Annotated in this window: 16 protein-coding genes; 9 read left to right on the top strand and 7 right to left on the bottom strand. The window is 50.5% G+C overall.

What is annotated here, in order from left to right; genetic code table 11:
* Positions 1–6 precede the first annotated feature (6 nt).
* Complete coding sequence (gene rpoE, locus H9644_RS15315; RefSeq protein ID WP_001295364.1) at positions 7–582, bottom strand: RNA polymerase sigma factor RpoE; 576 nt, start codon at positions 580–582, stop codon at positions 7–9.
* Positions 579–734 (bottom strand): rpoE leader peptide RseD, encoded by a 156-nt coding sequence (gene rseD, locus H9644_RS15310; RefSeq protein WP_064526141.1) that lies wholly within the window; start codon positions 732–734, stop codon positions 579–581. Before rseD ends, rpoE begins: the two co-directional genes overlap by 4 nt.
* A gap of 255 nt (positions 735–989) precedes the next feature.
* On the opposite strand from rseD, the gene nadB reads away from it, so the two are divergent.
* The gene (gene nadB / locus H9644_RS15305; protein WP_064526139.1) at positions 990–2,612 is read left to right on the top strand and encodes an L-aspartate oxidase; all 1,623 of its coding nucleotides are present in this window, start codon (positions 990–992) and stop codon (positions 2,610–2,612) included.
* Here the strand turns inward: nadB and trmN are convergent.
* The gene (gene trmN, locus H9644_RS15300) at positions 2,597–3,334 is read right to left on the bottom strand and encodes a tRNA(1)(Val) (adenine(37)-N(6))-methyltransferase TrmN (protein ID WP_064526137.1); all 738 of its coding nucleotides are present in this window, start codon (positions 3,332–3,334) and stop codon (positions 2,597–2,599) included. The genes nadB and trmN overlap by 16 nt on opposite strands.
* 131 nt (positions 3,335–3,465) lie before the next feature.
* Here trmN and srmB point away from each other — a divergent pair, with 131 nt between their 5' ends.
* Positions 3,466–4,800: an ATP-dependent RNA helicase SrmB gene (gene srmB / locus H9644_RS15295; RefSeq protein ID WP_000219193.1), complete on the top strand. Its 1,335-nt coding sequence runs from the start codon at positions 3,466–3,468 to the stop codon at positions 4,798–4,800.
* A 32-nt stretch (positions 4,801–4,832) separates the two neighbouring features.
* Here srmB and H9644_RS15290 read toward each other — a convergent pair whose 3' ends face one another.
* Complete coding sequence (locus H9644_RS15290) at positions 4,833–5,714, bottom strand: LysR family transcriptional regulator (protein ID WP_191775208.1); 882 nt, start codon at positions 5,712–5,714, stop codon at positions 4,833–4,835.
* A gap of 102 nt (positions 5,715–5,816) precedes the next feature.
* On the opposite strand from H9644_RS15290, the gene eamB reads away from it, so the two are divergent.
* On the top strand, positions 5,817–6,404 hold the full coding sequence (eamB, locus tag H9644_RS15285; RefSeq protein ID WP_064526133.1) for a cysteine/O-acetylserine transporter: 588 nt from the start codon (positions 5,817–5,819) through the stop codon (positions 6,402–6,404).
* A gap of 58 nt (positions 6,405–6,462) precedes the next feature.
* Here the strand turns inward: eamB and grcA are convergent, their stop codons facing one another.
* The gene (gene grcA, locus H9644_RS15280; protein WP_000627804.1) at positions 6,463–6,846 is read right to left on the bottom strand and encodes an autonomous glycyl radical cofactor GrcA; all 384 of its coding nucleotides are present in this window, start codon (positions 6,844–6,846) and stop codon (positions 6,463–6,465) included.
* Between the two features lie 305 nt (positions 6,847–7,151).
* Between grcA and ung the strand changes: the two genes are divergently transcribed.
* Positions 7,152–7,841: a uracil-DNA glycosylase gene (gene ung / locus H9644_RS15275; protein WP_130237953.1), complete on the top strand. Its 690-nt coding sequence runs from the start codon at positions 7,152–7,154 to the stop codon at positions 7,839–7,841.
* A 47-nt stretch (positions 7,842–7,888) separates the two neighbouring features.
* On the opposite strand, the gene H9644_RS15270 is transcribed toward ung, so the two are convergent.
* Complete coding sequence (locus tag H9644_RS15270; protein ID WP_191775206.1) at positions 7,889–8,926, bottom strand: tRNA/rRNA methyltransferase; 1,038 nt, start codon at positions 8,924–8,926, stop codon at positions 7,889–7,891.
* 206 nt (positions 8,927–9,132) lie between these two features.
* Here H9644_RS15270 and trxC point away from each other — a divergent pair, with 206 nt between their 5' ends.
* The 5 genes from trxC to H9644_RS15245 all read left to right on the top strand — a co-directional run bounded on the left by trxC (position 9,133) and on the right by H9644_RS15245 (position 14,850).
* Complete coding sequence (trxC, locus tag H9644_RS15265; protein WP_191775205.1) at positions 9,133–9,552, top strand: thioredoxin TrxC; 420 nt, start codon at positions 9,133–9,135, stop codon at positions 9,550–9,552.
* Between the two features lie 70 nt (positions 9,553–9,622).
* A complete protein-coding gene (gene tapT, locus H9644_RS15260; RefSeq protein ID WP_064526123.1) occupies positions 9,623–10,321 on the top strand; it encodes a tRNA-uridine aminocarboxypropyltransferase in 699 nt (232 codons plus the stop codon).
* Between the two features lie 31 nt (positions 10,322–10,352).
* Complete coding sequence (gene patZ, locus H9644_RS15255) at positions 10,353–13,013, top strand: peptidyl-lysine N-acetyltransferase PatZ (protein ID WP_191775204.1); 2,661 nt, start codon at positions 10,353–10,355, stop codon at positions 13,011–13,013.
* A 113-nt stretch (positions 13,014–13,126) separates the two neighbouring features.
* Positions 13,127–14,482, top strand: coding sequence for a CDP-diacylglycerol--serine O-phosphatidyltransferase (gene pssA, locus H9644_RS15250; RefSeq protein ID WP_064526119.1), 1,356 nt, complete (start codon positions 13,127–13,129; stop codon positions 14,480–14,482).
* A 44-nt stretch (positions 14,483–14,526) separates the two neighbouring features.
* Positions 14,527–14,850, top strand: coding sequence for a YfiM family lipoprotein (locus tag H9644_RS15245; protein ID WP_074399450.1), 324 nt, complete (start codon positions 14,527–14,529; stop codon positions 14,848–14,850).
* On the opposite strand, the gene kgtP is transcribed toward H9644_RS15245, so the two are convergent.
* Positions 14,847–16,145: an alpha-ketoglutarate permease gene (kgtP, locus tag H9644_RS15240; RefSeq protein WP_191775200.1), complete on the bottom strand. Its 1,299-nt coding sequence runs from the start codon at positions 16,143–16,145 to the stop codon at positions 14,847–14,849. The two genes, H9644_RS15245 and kgtP, sit on opposite strands and share 4 nt — an antisense overlap.
* Positions 16,146–16,587 lie beyond the last annotated feature (442 nt).

The raw sequence follows: 16,587 nt of genomic DNA, 5'->3' as shown, positions 1-16,587 counted from the left end.
CTATCGTCAACGCCTGATAAGCGGTTGAACTTTATTATCAATAGCTTCCCTCGCTCGGAAGATACGTGAACGCACCGTACCTACCGGACAATCCATGATAGCGGCTATCTCTTCATAGCTCAGGCCATCCAACTCCCGCAAGGTTATTGCCATGCGTAAATCTTCCGGGAGGGACTCAATAGTTCGGAAAACTATCTGTCTCAGTTCTTCTGACAACATTAAGTTCTCAGGGTTCGAAATTTCTTTCAGCGCGCCGCCACTTTCGAAGTTTTCTGCTTCAATGGCATCCACATCACTGGAAGGTGGACGACGCCCCTGAGCAACCAGGTAATTTTTCGCTGTATTGACAGCTATCCGATACAGCCATGTATAAAAAGCACTATCTCCCCGGAACGAATCCAGCGCACGATAGGCTTTAATAAAAGCTTCTTGTACCACATCGGGAACATCACCCGACGGCACATAGCGGGAAACCAGACTCGCCACTTTATGCTGATAGCGCACTACCAGTAAGTTAAAAGCTTTCTGATCTCCCTTCTGGACCCGTTCAACCAGGACCTGGTCCGTTAACTGCTCGCTCATCCGAGGTAAAGTCTCCCCAAACCAAATTTCCACGCGCTATCGAAACGCCACTCCATTAGCTGCAATTTGAGCAAGCAAAAGGTTAGAGTGTCTCGTTTTTGTAAAGTTCCGTAACGCATCTGTTTTTGTTTGTCATGCTGTAGACGGATCATTATCTATCATTATAAGTCTACAGAATCTGAACATCGCATTATCTGTGTAGAAATGCCCATTTAACTGCCTGAAGAGTACCCCAACGGCCTTTTTATTTCACCACCTAATCCTCCGCCAGCAAGCAACTTCTCTTTTTTCCACCGCCCAGGATCTTCCTGTTTAGCCATTGTAACAAATATTAAAATAACAGGTGTTTAATTACACAATGTGCTGCTATGATGACCAAATCGTGTTTAGTAAATTAAACAAACAAAATGAATACTCTTCCTGAACATTCTTGCGATGTGTTGATTATCGGTAGCGGCGCAGCCGGGCTTTCACTGGCACTACGTCTGGCTGACCAGCATCGGATCATCGTTCTTAGCAAAGGCCCGGTAACGGAAGGCTCAACATTTTATGCCCAGGGCGGAATCGCCGCCGTGTTTGATGAAACTGACAGCATTGACTCGCATGTGGAAGACACATTGATTGCTGGCGCCGGAATTTGCGATCGCCATGCGGTTGAGTTTGTCGCCAGCAACGCGCGTTCCTGCGTGCAATGGCTAATTGATCAGGGAGTGTTGTTTGATACCCACGTCCAGCCAAATGGCGAAGAGAGCTATCATCTGACCCGTGAAGGTGGGCATAGTCACCGTCGTATTCTTCATGCTGCCGACGCCACCGGTAGAGAAGTAGAAACCACGCTGGTGAGCAAGGCGCAGAACCATCCGAATATTCATGTGCTGGAACGCAGCAATGCGGTTGATCTGATTGTTTCTGACAAGATTGGTTTGCCTGGAACGCGAAGGGTTGTCGGCGCGTGGGTTTGGAACCGTAATAAAGAAACAGTGGAAACTTGCCACGCCAAAGCAGTGGTGCTGGCAACTGGCGGCGCGTCGAAGGTTTATCAGTACACCACCAATCCGGATATTTCCTCTGGTGATGGTATTGCCATGGCCTGGCGTGCTGGTTGCCGGGTCGCCAATCTCGAATTTAATCAGTTTCACCCTACCGCGCTGTACCATCCACAGGCACGGAATTTCCTGTTAACGGAAGCCTTACGCGGCGAAGGAGCTTATTTGAAACGCCCGGACGGCACACGTTTTATGCCTGATTTTGATGATCGCGGCGAACTGGCCCCGCGCGATATTGTCGCCCGCGCCATTGACCATGAGATGAAACGCCTCGGCGCGGATTGTATGTTCCTTGATATCAGCCATAAGCCCGCCGAATTTATTCGCCAGCATTTCCCGATGATCTATGAAAAGTTGTTGGGGCTGGGTATTGATCTCACGAAAGAACCGGTGCCGATTGTGCCTGCTGCGCACTATACCTGCGGCGGTGTAATGGTTGATAATCATGGACGCACGGATGTTGATGGCCTGTATGCCATTGGAGAAGTGAGTTATACAGGATTACATGGTGCTAACCGCATGGCCTCTAACTCCTTGCTGGAGTGTCTGGTCTATGGCTGGTCGGCGGCGGAAGATATCACAAAACGTATGCCTTATGCGCGCGGCGTCAGCAGCCTGCCACCCTGGGATGAAAGCCGCGTTGAGAATCCTGATGAACTGGTGGTGATTCAACATAACTGGCACGAGTTACGCTTGTTTATGTGGGATTACGTAGGCATTGTGCGCACAACAAAACGTCTTGAGCGCGCCCTGCGGCGTATCAATATGTTGCAACAGGAAATAGACGAATATTACGCCCACTTCCGCGTGTCGAATAATTTGCTGGAACTGCGTAATCTGGTGCAGGTTGCCGAGTTGATTGTTCGCTGTTCAATGATGCGCAAGGAGAGTCGGGGGTTGCATTTCACGCTGGATTACCCGGAGCTACTCACGCATTCCGGTCCGTCGATTCTCACCCCCGTCAATCATTACATAAATAGATAAAAGGCCTGGGTCAGCGCCGTATACGCTTCAGAATAGTTCTGGTCTGGCCCACGAATGACTAAGCGATCGCAAAAGCACTCCCCCGCCAGTGGGGAGAATGCCAGCAGCACCCGGTGCGGCAATCGTGCTTCGTTTTCTGCCACATCCGTTCGCAAACGTAAATGCCACCCCATACTTAATGCCAGCTCAGTAAAACTATTACCGATTTGCTCTGGCAGCACCACGCAGAAAAATCCCTCTTCGGTAATGCATTCTGCCGCGCAGGTCAGCAAGGATTGATGATCCAGCGTGGTGGTATAGCGCGCCTGTTCCCGCTGCGGTGTCGCACACTCCACTCCCTGCTCATAATAGGGCGGGTTGCTGATGATTAAATCAAAGCGCGTTGTCTGCTGTGTTATCCACTGCTGAATATCCGCCGTATGGACGTTAATCCGCTCTGCCCACGGGGACTGAGCGAAATTTTCCCGCGCCTGGGCAGCCGCTTCGTTTTCAATTTCAACCGCATCGATTATCACGCTGTCATCGGTGCGCTGCGCCAGCATCAAAGCCAATAAGCCGCTACCGCTGCCGATATCAAGGCAGCGTTTTACCCCAGCCACAGGAGCCCATGCGCCAAGCAAAATACCATCCGTTCCCACTTTCATTGCACAGCGATCATGTGCGACAAAAAACTGTTTAAAAGTAAATCCATTACGACGAAGCACGGATGTAGACTGTGACATGAAAATAAAACCTTGCTGAAAAAACGGCGATAGCACCGGGTAAGAACAATACCTGAGAAGTGATATCCATACAAACAGATGAAGATTGCAGCCGTAACGTCTATAATCAGCGCCCCACACAGAGGTAGAACATGACTGTAACGACTTTTTCCGAACTTGAACTCGACGAAAGCCTGCTGGAAGCCCTCCAGGATAAAGGTTTCACTCGCCCGACCGCCATTCAGGCTGCCGCCATTCCGCCTGCGCTCGATGGCCGTGATGTACTCGGTTCTGCGCCGACAGGCACCGGTAAAACGGCGGCGTATCTGCTGCCAGCGTTGCAGCACCTGCTCGATTTCCCACGTAAGAAATCCGGTCCACCGCGTATTTTGATCCTCACCCCAACTCGCGAACTGGCGATGCAGGTGGCCGATCATGCCCGCGAACTGGCGAAACATACGCATCTCGATATCGCCACTATCACCGGCGGCGTGGCCTATATGAACCACGCAGAAGTGTTCAGCGAAAACCAGGACATCGTGGTCGCCACGACCGGACGTCTGCTGCAATACATAAAAGAAGAGAATTTCGATTGCCGCGCGGTTGAAACGCTGATCCTCGACGAAGCGGACCGTATGCTGGATATGGGCTTCGCTCAGGATATCGAACATATTGCTGGCGAAACGCGCTGGCGTAAACAGACCCTGCTCTTCTCCGCAACGCTGGAAGGCGATGCGATTCAGGATTTTGCCGAGCGTCTGCTGGAAGATCCGGTGGAAGTTTCTGCTAATCCTTCCACTCGTGAGCGCAAAAAGATCCATCAGTGGTATTACCGCGCCGATGATCTTGAGCATAAAACCGCGTTGCTGGTGCATCTGTTAAAACAGCCTGAAGCGACTCGCTCAATCGTATTTGTGCGTAAGCGTGAGCGTGTGCATGAACTGGCAAACTGGCTGCGCGAAGCGGGCATCAACAACTGCTATCTCGAAGGTGAGATGGTACAAGGCAAGCGTAATGAAGCGATTAAACGTCTGACCGAAGGTCGCGTTAACGTGCTGGTTGCTACCGACGTTGCTGCACGCGGTATCGACATTCCGGATGTCAGCCACGTCTTTAACTTCGATATGCCGCGCAGTGGCGATACTTATTTGCACCGTATCGGGCGTACCGCTCGCGCTGGCCGTAAAGGCACTGCGATTTCGCTGGTTGAAGCTCATGACCATCTACTGCTGGGCAAAGTTGGCCGTTACATTGAAGAGCCGATTAAAGCTCGCGTAATTGATGAGTTACGCCCGAAAACGCGTGCGCCAAGCGAGAAACAGACTGGCAAGCCATCTAAGAAAGTACTGGCGAAACGTGCCGAGAAGAAAAAGGCTAAAGAGAAAGAGAAGCCGCGGGTGAAAAAACGCCATCGCGATACCAAAAATATTGGTAAGCGCCGCAAACCAAGCGGAACGGGCGTGCCGCCGCAAACGACAGAAGAGTAATCATAATGCCGGGCTTAATCCCGGCATTATTTTTATAACGGCAAAAAACACTCTTCAACACACTGAATAAAAGTGTGCATCGCCGGGCTAACCGCTTTTCCGGCATGGTGTGCGCACATTGCTGTAATGGTCTGCGACGGTTCACCGAAGGGCAATTCAATTAATTCACCGCTTTCAAGCTCTTTTGCCACCGCAAAGCGTGGCAAGTAGCTGACACCGATATTTGCCGCAACACAACGCTTGATACTTTCGATGCTTATAAGCTCAATGGTGTTTTCCACCGTGATGCGCCGCTGGCGCAGCGTGCTTTCAAAGATCTGCCGGAAGACACATTGCGGTTCGTTGATAATAAAGCTACAGACGTTATGCCTACCCGGCTCAGTAAAATCAACATCTGCAACTTGCGGTGAAGCCACCAGCACCAGCGATTGTTCACCCAACTCACGTCGGTTCAGTGCATCATCATTCCCTACGCGATAAAAGACGCCGACGTCTGCCTCATCATTCAGTAGTGCATCACGGATCACATAACAGTTCAGCGACTGCAATGATAAACGCACTTTTGGCGCTCGTTGTCGAAAACGCTGCAACACTTGCGGCATACGGTAAGAGAGTAACGTTTCCCCCGAAACAACGCGCAGTTCTCCGTCCGGATCAGACTCTTTTTTGGCAGCTTCGCGAAGCGTTTCCATCACTCTGGTGAGTTCATAAATGTGCGGCAGCAGCTTTTTTCCTTCGCGAGTGAGGCACATCCGTCGACCAATTTTCTCAAACAACTGGACCGAAAACTCCTGTTCAAGCTGCTGAATATGAAAGGTAACCGTCGACTGTGTGCAGCACAATTTTTGCGAAGCACGCAAAAAGGAACCCTCTTCCACCACGGTTTTTAGGGTAATAAAACGGCGCAGATCCATAATCCCAAACCTATCGAAAATATCGAATTTAGAATGTGAAAACATTCATTTTTTTAAATGTTTTGTGTCGGGTACTGTCTACTAAAACAGAGGAGATAACAAGTGACACCGACCCTTTTAAGTGCTTTTTGGACCTACACACTGATTACTGCCCTTACACCAGGACCAAACAATATTCTCGCCCTTAGTTCTGCCACGTCGCATGGGTTTCGTCAGAGTACCCGCGTACTGGCAGGGATGAGTCTGGGATTTTTAATCGTCATGCTGCTGTGTGCGGGAATTTCGTTTTCACTGGCTGTTATCGACCCGGCAGCAGTGCATCTGTTAAGTTGGGCGGGGGCGGCATATATTGTCTGGCTGGCGTGGAAAATCGCTACCAGCCCAACAAAGGAAGACGGGCTACAGGCAAAACCGATCAGCTTTTGGGCAAGCTTTGCGCTACAGTTTGTGAACGTCAAAATCATTTTGTACGGCATTACGGCACTATCGACATTTGTCCTGCCGCAAACGCAGGCGTTAAGCTGGGTAGTTGGCGTCAGCGTTTTGCTGGCAATGATTGGGACGTTTGGCAATGTATGCTGGGCGTTGGCGGGGCATCTGTTTCAGCGATTGTTTCGCCAGTATGGTCATCTGTTAAATATCGTGCTGGCGCTGCTTCTGGTCTATTGCGCGGTTCGTATTTTCTATTAATAAACAAAAAAACGGAAGAGGTTGCCCTCTTCCGCTTCTGATATATCTGACTTAAGCCTTACAGGCTTTCAGTAAAGGTACGAGCGATAACGTCGCGCTGCTGTTCCGGAGTCAGAGAGTTAAAGCGAACTGCATAACCGGATACACGGATAGTCAGCTGCGGATATTTTTCCGGATGCTTAACTGCATCTTCCAGAGTTTCACGACGCAGAACGTTTACGTTCAGGTGCTGACCACCTTCTACGCGAACTTCTGGTTTAACTTCTACTGGAACTTCACGGTATTCAATGTCACCCAGCTTGCTTACTGCAACCACTTCGTCTTCTGCAAAACCTGCTTTCGCAACGATGCAACGCGCTTCGCCTTTTTCGCTGTCCAGCAGCCAGAAAGAGTTCAGCAGATCGTCGTTAGCGGCTTTAGTAATCTGGATACCTGTAATCATGTGATGCCTCCCCGGCAAAATTTATTTGATTTGATCGGCCTGTCGCGGCCAATTGGTAAAACCATTGTTGCTTGAGTGTATATATACTCCTCAAAGACCCCTGATTCTTTGATTTAAATCAATAAAAACCACACATCAAATATGGTCGCAAATGGATTTTATTGTTTTACATCAACTTATGCGGATGTGAAATTTTACCAATTTACATTTTTTTTCACGTATTTTTGGCTAAAAAGCGAGCTTGGTTTTGTTCTGTAGAAAGAAGCAGTTAAGCTAGGCGAATTGAAGATTCGCAGGAGAGCGAGATGGCTAACGAATTAACCTGGCATGACGTGCTGGCTGAAGAGAAGCAGCAACCCTATTTTCTTAACACCCTTCAGACCGTCGCCAGCGAGCGGCAGTCCGGTATCACTATCTATCCGCCACAAAAAGATGTCTTTAACGCGTTCCGCTTTACAGAGTTGGGGGACGTTAAAGTGGTGATTCTCGGCCAGGATCCTTATCACGGACCAGGACAGGCGCATGGTCTGGCATTTTCCGTTCGCCCCGGCATTCCGACACCACCGTCACTGCTGAATATGTATAAAGAGCTGGAAAATACTATCCCAGGCTTTACTCGCCCTACTCATGGCTATCTTGAAAGCTGGGCGCGTCAGGGTGTCCTGCTGCTCAATACCGTATTGACTGTACGTGCAGGCCAGGCGCATTCCCACGCCAGCCTCGGTTGGGAGACATTTACTGATAAAGTCATCAGTCTGATTAATCAGCATCGCGAAGGCGTGGTATTTTTGTTGTGGGGATCGCATGCACAAAAGAAAGGGGCGATTATAGATAAGCAACGCCATCACGTGCTGAAAGCACCGCATCCGTCACCGCTTTCTGCGCATCGTGGATTCTTTGGCTGTAACCATTTTGTGCTGGCAAATCAGTGGCTGGAACAACGTGGCGAGACGCCGATTGACTGGATGCCAGTATTACCGGCAGAGAGTGAGTAAATTAACGGGAAAATGCCGGATGGCAGAACTGCCACCCGGCTGATTTATCAGGCTTTATTCTGACGCCACCATTCGCCAAGAAGAACGCCGGTTGCAACAGAGATATTCAGTCCAGCAACGTTGCCAGTACCGTCAATCTTCACGCGCAAATCGTTCGGATCGCGTGCGGCATCCGGTAACCCTTCATATTCCTGACCCAGCACCAGCACCATTTTTTCTGGCAGACTGGTTTTGAACAGCGGTTTACCTTGCTCGCTGGAAGTGGTCACCACGGTGTAGCCCGCCTGACGGAAATCATCCAGTACGTTAACAATGTTGTCGCCAGTAATCGGCTGAACATGTTCTGCGCCGCCTTCTGCGGTACGGATAGCCGCCCCCGATTCCAGCAACGCAGCATCCTGCACCACAACGCCTTTCACGCCAAAGTGCGCACAGCTACGCATCATGCCGCCCAGGTTATGCGGGTTAGATTCGTTTTCCAGCGCCAGTACACAATCCTGCGCACCGGCCTGACTTACCCACTGCTGCACGGTTGTGCCGTTACGTTTTTTGATCAGAAAGCAAACGCCACCGTGATGTTCCGTGCCTGACGCTTTTGTCAGTTCGGCTTCATCCACCACATGGTACGCTTTGCGGTTTGCCGCCATCCAGCGCAATGCCTCTTTAAAACGCGGCGTTACGCTCTGGATAAACCAGGCGCGAACAATTGCTTCCGGGCGGCTCTGGAACAGTGCCTGACATGCATTTTCGCCGTAGACACGAGTTTCTTCCGCACGCTGACGACGCAACACTTCCGGATCAATAAAACTTTTACCACTGATGCCACCGTGATCGGCCTTTTCCGGCGTCTCATCACCCGGCGCGCGGGAAACCGTGCGCCACGGCGACTCTTCCCACTTGCGGTCACGAAGCTGACTCTGTTTGTCATCGCGGGCGGGGCGACGGCCACCGTCGGCACGAGATTTTCCTGGACGCCCGCCCCCTTTCCCGGTACGCGGGTTATGAGTACGTTTATCAGAATCATCATCACTGCGGACATACATCACTTTGACCTTGCCGCTTTTGCTTTTCATTTCATCGTTCATGCTTTTCTCCACCAGCGCTGCGCGAAGCGCGCAGATTACCCGAAGTGCGCGCGGTTCGCCATGATTTCGTTCCAAAGCCTGTGACTATCATACCCATTGAATAAAACAGATTGTTGTCTGGAACAATGCCCTCGATAATATGTAACATATTAGAAACATACCTGTGTCGTTACCGATAAGTCTCCTTACTCATCCCGAGGTTAGATATGAATACCGTTTGTACCCATTGTCAGGCCATCAATCGCATTCCCGACGATCGGATCGAAGATGCGGCAAAATGTGGACGCTGCGGTCACAACCTGTTTGACGGAGAGGTGATTAATGCGACCAGTGAAACGCTCGACAAATTACTGAAAGACGATCTGCCTGTGGTGATCGACTTCTGGGCGCCGTGGTGCGGCCCTTGCCGTAATTTCGCGCCAATTTTTGAAGATGTTGCGCAAGAGCGTAGCGGTAAAGTGCGCTTTGTGAAAGTGAATACCGAAGCTGAACGAGAATTAAGCAGTCGCTTTGGTATTCGCAGTATTCCAACGATCATGATTTTCAAAAACGGTCAGGTTATCGACATGCTTAATGGCGCAGTACCGAAAGCACCTTTCGATAGCTGGCTGAACGAATCGCTTTAATCTTGTCGGGGCGCATCTCTTGTACCCCGTTTTCTCCTCTGCGACAATGGCGTTTTTTCGACGCTCTCTTATGACCGAAAACGCTGTTCTCCAGTTACGCGCCGAGCGTATTGCGCGCGCAACGCGTCCTTTTCTTGCCCGTGGTAATCGCGTTCGTCGTTGCCAACGTTGTCTTTTACCAGAGAAATTATGTCTCTGTTCAACGATCACGCCAGCGGAAGCAAAAAGCCGCTTTTGTTTGCTGATGTTCGACACCGAGCCGATGAAGCCCAGCAATACGGGACGTTTGATTGCCGATATCTTGCCGGATACCATCGCGTTTCAATGGTCGCGCACCGAACCATCGCAAGAACTGCTGGATCTGGTACAGAATCCGGAATATCAGCCAATGGTGGTTTTTCCCGCCTCGTATGCCGATGAACAACGGGAAGTCATTTTCACTCCGCCTTCTGGTAAGCCACCGCTGTTTATCATGCTCGATGGCACCTGGCCGGAAGCTCGCAAGATGTTTCGTAAAAGTCCGTATCTGGATAATCTTCCCGTCATTTCCGTCGATCTTTCCCGGCTTTCTGCTTATCGCCTGCGTGAAGCCCAGGCTGAAGGCCAATATTGTACCGCTGAAGTGGCTATCGCACTTTTAGATATGGCGGGCGATACCGGGGCTGCGGTCAGCTTAGGCGAGCATTTCACTCGCTTTAAAACACGCTATCTGGCAGGAAAAACGCAACATCTGGGTAGCATCACAGCAGAACAGTTAGAAAGCGTTTAGAATCATTCAGTCACTTCTGCGGGAGACTGGTATGAGTCAGCGAGGACTGGAAGCACTACTGCGACCAAAATCGATAGCGGTAATTGGCGCATCGATGAAACCTAATCGCGCAGGTTACCTGATGATGCGTAACCTGCTGGCGGGAGGCTTTAACGGACCGGTGTTACCGGTGACGCCTGCCTGGAAAGCGGTACAAGGTGTACTGGCCTGGCCGGACATCGCCAGTCTGCCATTTACGCCCGACCTTGCAGTGCTGTGTACCAATGCCAGCCGCAATCTGGCGCTTCTGGAAGAACTCGGCGAGAAAGGCTGTAAAACCTGCATTATTCTTTCTGCCCCGGCATCGCAACATGAAGATCTCCGTGCCTGCGCCCAGCGCCATAACATGCGCTTGCTTGGGCCAAACAGTCTGGGATTACTGGCGCCGTGGCAAGGTCTGAATGCCAGCTTTTCGCCCGTACCAATCAAACGCGGCAAACTGGCGTTTATTTCGCAATCGGCTGCTGTTTCCAACACCATTCTCGACTGGGCGCAACAGCGTGAAATGGGTTTTTCGTATTTTATTGCGCTCGGCGATAGCCTGGATATCGACGTTGATGAATTGCTCGATTACCTGGCGCGCGACAGTAAAACCAGCGCCATCCTGCTCTATCTCGAACAATTAAGCGACGCGCGGCGCTTTGTTTCGGCTGCCCGTAGCGCCTCGCGTAATAAACCGATTCTGGTAATTAAAAGCGGACGTAGCCCGGCAGCACAGCGACTGCTGAATACGACGGCAGGAATGGACCCGGCATGGGATGCGGCTATTCAGCGTGCCGGTTTATTACGAGTACAGGACACTCACGAACTGTTTTCGGCGGTGGAAACCCTTAGCCATATGCGCCCATTGCGTGGCGACCGACTGATGATTATCAGCAACGGTGCAGCGCCAGCTGCGCTGGCGCTGGATGCCTTATGGTCACGCAATGGCAAACTGGCAGCGCTAAGCGAAGAAACTTGCCAGAAACTACGCGATGCGTTGCCAGAACATGTAGTAATCTCTAACCCGCTTGATCTGCGCGATGACGCCAGCAGTGAGCACTATATTAAAACGCTGGATATTCTGCTCCACAGTCAGGATTTTGATGCGCTGATGGTTATTCACTCGCCCAGTGCCGCTGCGCCCGCAACAGAAAGCGCGCAAGCATTAATTGAAGCGGTAAAACATCACCCTCGCAGCAAGTATGTCTCCCTGCTGACGAACTGGTGCGGCGAGCACTCCTCGCAAGAGGCACGACGTTTATTCAGCGAAGCCGGGCTGCCGACCTACCGTACCCCGGAAGGAACCATCACTGCTTTTATGCATATGGTTGAGTATCGGCGTAATCAGAAGCAACTACGCGAAACGCCGGCGCTGCCCAGCAATCTGACTTCCAATACCGCAGAAGCGCATCTTCTGTTGCAACAGGCTATTGCCGAAGGGGCAACGTCGCTCGATACCCATGAGGTACAGCCAATCCTGCAAGCGTATGGTATGAACACGCTTCCCACCTGGATTGCCAGCGATAGTACCGAAGCGGTGCATATTGCTGAACAGATTGGTTATCCGGTGGCGCTGAAATTGCGCTCGCCGGATATTCCACATAAATCGGAAGTTCAGGGCGTAATGCTTTACTTGCGTACAGCCAATGAAGTACAGCAAGCCGCGAACGCTATTTTCGATCGCGTAAAAATGGCCTGGCCGCAGGCGCGGATCCACGGTTTGCTGGTGCAAAGTATGGCTAACCGTGCGGGCGCTCAAGAGTTGCGGGTAGTGGTTGAGCAGGATCCGGTTTTCGGACCGCTGATCATGCTGGGTGAAGGCGGTGTGGAGTGGCGCCCTGAAGATCAAGCCGTCGTCGCGCTACCGCCGCTAAACATGAACCTGGCCCGCTATCTGGTCATTCAGGGAATCAAAAGTAAAAAGATTCGTGCGCGCAGTGCGCTACGTCCATTGGATGTTGCAGGCTTGAGCCAGCTTCTGGTGCAGGTTTCCAACTTGATTGTCGATTGCCCGGAAATTCAGCGTCTGGATATTCATCCTTTGCTGGCTTCTGGCAGTGAATTTACCGCGCTGGATGTCACGCTCGATATTGCACCGTTTGCAGGCGATAACGAGAGTCGGCTGGCAGTGCGCCCGTACCCGCATCAGCTGGAAGAATGGGTGGAATTGAAAAACGGCGAACGCTGCTTGTTCCGCCCGATTTTGCCAGAGGATGAGCCACAGCTTCAGCAATTCATTTCACGAGTCACCAAAGAAGATCTTTATTATCGCTACTTTAGCGAGATCAACGAATTTACCCATGAAGATTTAGCTAACATGACACAGATCGACTACGATCGGGAAATGGCATTTGTGGCGGTGCGACGTATTGATCAAACGGAAGAGATCCTCGGCGTCACACGCGCGATCTCCGACCCTGATAACATTGATGCTGAATTTGCCGTACTGGTTCGCTCGGATCTCAAAGGGTTAGGATTAGGTCGGCGACTGATGGAAAAGTTGATTACCTATACGCGAGATCACGGACTGCAACGTCTGAATGGTATTACGATGCCAAACAATCGTGGCATGGTGGCGCTGGCCCGCAAGCTCGGGTTTAACGTTGATATCCAGCTCGAAGAGGGGATCGTTGGGCTTACGCTAAATCTTGCCCAGCGCGAGGAATCATGAGTAAGGTACTGGAAATGTTGACCACTTAATCGGGTCTGATGTTATTATTGCCCGCTTATGTCGTCTGCATTGCACAGAGGACCCTTCAATGAACAGAGAAGAAATGCACTGTGATGTTGTCAAAATTTAAGCGTAATAAACATCAACAACACCTTGCCCAACTACCCAAGATTTCTCAATCAGTTGATGATGTCGATTTCTTTTACGCTCCCGCCGACTTCCGGGAGACGCTGCTGGAAAAAATAGCCAGCGCGAAGCAGCGCATTTGCATTGTTGCCCTGTATCTCGAACAGGATGATGGTGGCAAAGGCATTCTGAGCGCGCTCTATGAGGCTAAACGGCAGCGTCCGGAACTGGATGTGCGGGTGCTGGTCGACTGGCATCGTGCGCAACGTGGACGCATTGGCGCTGCGGCATCTAATACTAACGCTGACTGGTACTGCCGCATGGCGCAGGAAAATCCGGGCGTAGATGTTCCGGTTTATGGCGTTCCCATCAATACCCGTGAAGCCCTGGGTGTTCTGCATTTTAAAGGCTTTATCATCGACGATAGCGTACTTTACAGCGGTGCCAGTCTGAACGATGTTTATCTGCATCAGCACGACAAATACCGCTACGACCGTTATCATCTGATTCGTAACCGTAAGATGTCAGACATTATGTTTGAATGGGTTACGCAGAATATTATGAATGGTCGCGGTGTTAACCGTCTGGATGATGAACATCGCCCAAAAAGTCCGGAAATCAAGAACGACATTCGCCTGTTCCGCCAGGAGTTGCGTGATGCCGCTTATCATTTCCAGGGAGATGCTGATAACGATCAACTTTCCGTCACGCCGTTGGTGGGCCTGGGGAAATCGAGTCTGTTGAACAAGACCATTTTCCATCTGATGCCTTGTGCAGAACAGAAACTGACTATCTGCACGCCATACTTCAACCTCCCGGCAATCCTGGTGCGCAATATCATCCAGTTGCTGCGTGAAGGGAAAAAGGTCGAAATTATCGTTGGTGATAAAACCGCGAATGACTTCTATATCCCGGAAGATGAACCATTCAAGATAATTGGCGCGTTGCCTTATCTTTATGAGATCAATCTGCGTCGCTTCCTGAGTCGTTTGCAGTATTACGTCAATACCGACCAGTTAGTGGTCCGTTTGTGGAAAGATGACGATAATACTTATCACCTGAAAGGAATGTGGGTTGATGATAAGTGGATGCTGGTAACTGGCAATAACCTGAATCCACGCGCCTGGCGTCTGGATCTGGAAAACGCCATTTTGATCCACGATCCGCAACTGGAGCTTGCGCCGCAGCGTGAAAAAGAACTGGATCTGATCCGCGAGCATACCACCATTGTTAAGCACTACCGCGATCTGCAAAGTATTGCCGATTATCCGGTGAAAGTTCGCAAACTTATCCGCCGTTTGCGCCGCATCCGCATCGACCGATTAATTAGCCGTATCCTGTAATCTGAACCCGTCCTGTACGGGGTTTGTTTTTTTTGGAGGCCGCGTTGCGTATTCTTTTTGTCTGTTCGCTATTGTTACTTTCTGGTTGCAGCCACATGGCTTACGATAGCTGGCACGGGCAGGATAAAGCTCAACACTTTATCGCCTCGGCGATGCTTTCCGCCGCAGGAAATGAATACGCACAGCATCAGGGGATGAGTCGCGACCGCAGCGCAATGTTCGGGCTGATGTTCTCTGTAGGGTTGGGAACGTCAAAAGAACTTTGGGATAGCCGCCCCGAAGGGAGCGGCTGGAGCTGGAAAGATTTTACATGGGATGTAGCCGGTGCAACCACCGGCTATACCGTCTGGCAAATAGCGCATCACTAAAGACGCATCCCCTTCCCTTTGCGGTGCAGCATCAAAGAAACCAGAAACGCCACCACGGCCATCAATGTCACATACCAGAAGAATGCCGTTTCCATTCCTATCGATTTCAGCGACAACGCTACATACTCCGCCGAACCACCAAATATAGCATTGGCGACCGCATATGACAGACCAACGCCTAATGCGCGAACCTGTGCCGGAAACATCTCAGCCTTCAGTATCCCGCTGATTGATGTATAAAAACTCACAATCAGCAAGGCGCACATCACCAGACCAAAAGCGGCATAAGGAGAGGAGACGTTCTGCAATGCTGACAGTATGGGGACGGTAAAAATAGCGGCCAAAGAGCCAAAACATAACATTGAGGTTCGGCGACCAATCTTATCTGACAGCGCGCCAATGAGCGGTTGAATGAGCATAAATACAAACAATGCCGCAGTCATAATGCCGCTTGCTACGTTGGCGTGCATTCCCGCAGTATTCACCAGATACTTCTGCATATAGGTGGTAAAGGTATAGAAACAAAGGGAACCCGCAGCAGTGAAGCCGAGAACCATAATGAATGCACGGCGATTGCGCCATAATCCCTTCATTGAACCCGCTTCTTTTAAAGCGCGCGTTTCTTGTTGCGAAGTTTCATCTAATTGACGGCGTAACCACAACGCTACAATGGCTAACACCGCTCCTAACGCAAAAGGAATGCGCCATCCCCACTCTCTGAGAGCAGAATCTTCCATAGTATGTTGTAAAACCACCACAACCAGTAAGGCCAGCAACTGACCGCCAATTAGCGTGACATACTGGAACGAAGCATAGAACCCTTTGCGCCCTTCAACAGCAACTTCACTCATATAAGTGGCGCTGGTGCCATATTCTCCACCAACGGATAATCCCTGGAATAAACGCGCGAGAAGCAATAATGCTGGAGCCCAGGTACCGATAGTTTCATAACCTGGCAGACAGGCGATAACCAGTGATCCGAAACACATCATACACACCGATAACAACATTGATTTTTTACGACCATGTTTATCGGCTATGCGTCCAAATAGCCAGCCACCTATTGGACGCATCAGAAAGCCCGCAGCAAAAACGCCTGCTGTTTGCAGTAGTTGAGTGGTCGTATTACCTGAAGGGAAAAAGATGTGGGCGAAGTAGAGGGAACAGAATGAGTAGACATAAAAATCGAACCATTCGACCAGGTTACCTGAAGAGGCCCCTACTATTGCCCAGATGCGGCGACGAGTATCACTACTTGTCAGTTTGCTGTCTGCCGTTACAGTGCTTTCTGCCATGCCAATATTTCTCCTGCCATAATCCGATGCTTTTGTCGGTCGATGTTGTTTATTATTTAGTAAGGCAAATGTTATACATTTGTTACATGTGCTTGTGCAACCATAATTGCGAATTTGGTTAGCAAGAGAATGATTATTCAGGATGGCAGGAAGGATTTCAGGTGAGGTTGTCGTATGGAAATGGGCGAACATCTGGCGTATACAAGGAAATGTGTAGGGTCTTTATTTCTTAGCCAGACCATTCGGTGGTTTTTACTGCCTACGCTATTCAGGACGGGCACAGATAAAACAATAAGACGCGCCAGCGTCGCATCCGGTTTTTTCTGCAATAATGCAAAAAGGCCATCCTGACGGATGGCCTTCTGCTTAATTTGATGCCTGGCAGTTCCCTACTCTCGCATGGGGAGACCCCACACTACCATCGGCGCTACGGCGTTTCACT

This window comes from Escherichia whittamii, assembly GCF_014836715.1.
GTDB lineage: Bacteria > Pseudomonadota > Gammaproteobacteria > Enterobacterales > Enterobacteriaceae > Escherichia > Escherichia whittamii.
This window is presented reverse-complemented; position numbering and strand designations above follow the sequence as displayed.